Origin of the sequence: Streptomyces flaveus, assembly GCF_014647675.1 — a bacterium.
Lineage (GTDB): Bacteria > Actinomycetota > Actinomycetes > Streptomycetales > Streptomycetaceae > Streptomyces > Streptomyces flaveus.
Window position 1 is genome coordinate 75,329 of the sequence record NZ_BMPQ01000039.1, and the last position, 696, is coordinate 76,024.

A 696-nucleotide genomic window follows, 5' to 3' on the forward strand; every position below is an offset into this window, starting at 1 on the left:
GCGCAGGTGCCCGACCACGTCGAGGGTGCAGTTCTCCCAGTCCGCGTACAGGCCGCGCTCGGTCTCCTCGAGGAAGATGTGCCGGGCGGTGTTCAGGCCTGGCATCGGCCGTCCGTACAGGAGCCCGGCGAGACGGTTTCCGGCGAGCACGTCCAGGCGATGATCCATGATCAGCGCGGGCGCGTCGGCGACCAGGCCGAGGACGCGCAGCAGCTCCGGCCGGATGCGCCCGCCCGGCGCCTTCGCGCGGCGGCGGCGCTGCCGGGCGAGCCGGTCGAGGTGCCCGCGTTCGGTCGCGTCGAGGCCGAGGACACGGGCGAGCGCGTCGAGGACCTGCTCGGAGGGCTGGGTCGCGCGGCCCTGCTCCAGGCGTACGTAGTAGTCGACGCTGACTCCGGACAGGTGCGCGACCTCTTCGCGGCGCAGCCCTTCGACCCGGCGGCGGCTGTCGGTGGGGATGCCGACGGCCGCCGGGTCGACCCGGGAACGCCGGGTCCGCAGGAAGCCCGCAAGATCGTCCATGCTCCCAGTATGGCGTCGGTGATGCCTCGTGAAGGTGGCCCCGCCAGTACCAGGAAGTCCCGTCCGATGGAAGAGGCGCCCCTGAACAACGGGCGCCGCGGCGCCCAGGATCGAAGGCATCCGATCCGAAGGAGTTCCCGTGAAGACGCTGATCGTCCACGCCCACCCGGAGCC

At 72.3% G+C, this 696-nt stretch carries 1 pseudogene; it reads right to left on the reverse strand.

The features are described 5' to 3' along the window. Window positions 1-522, reverse strand: a pseudogene (locus IEZ21_RS41515) (MmyB family transcriptional regulator); the annotation flags it as partial. Between the last annotated feature and the right edge of the window lie 174 nt (window positions 523-696).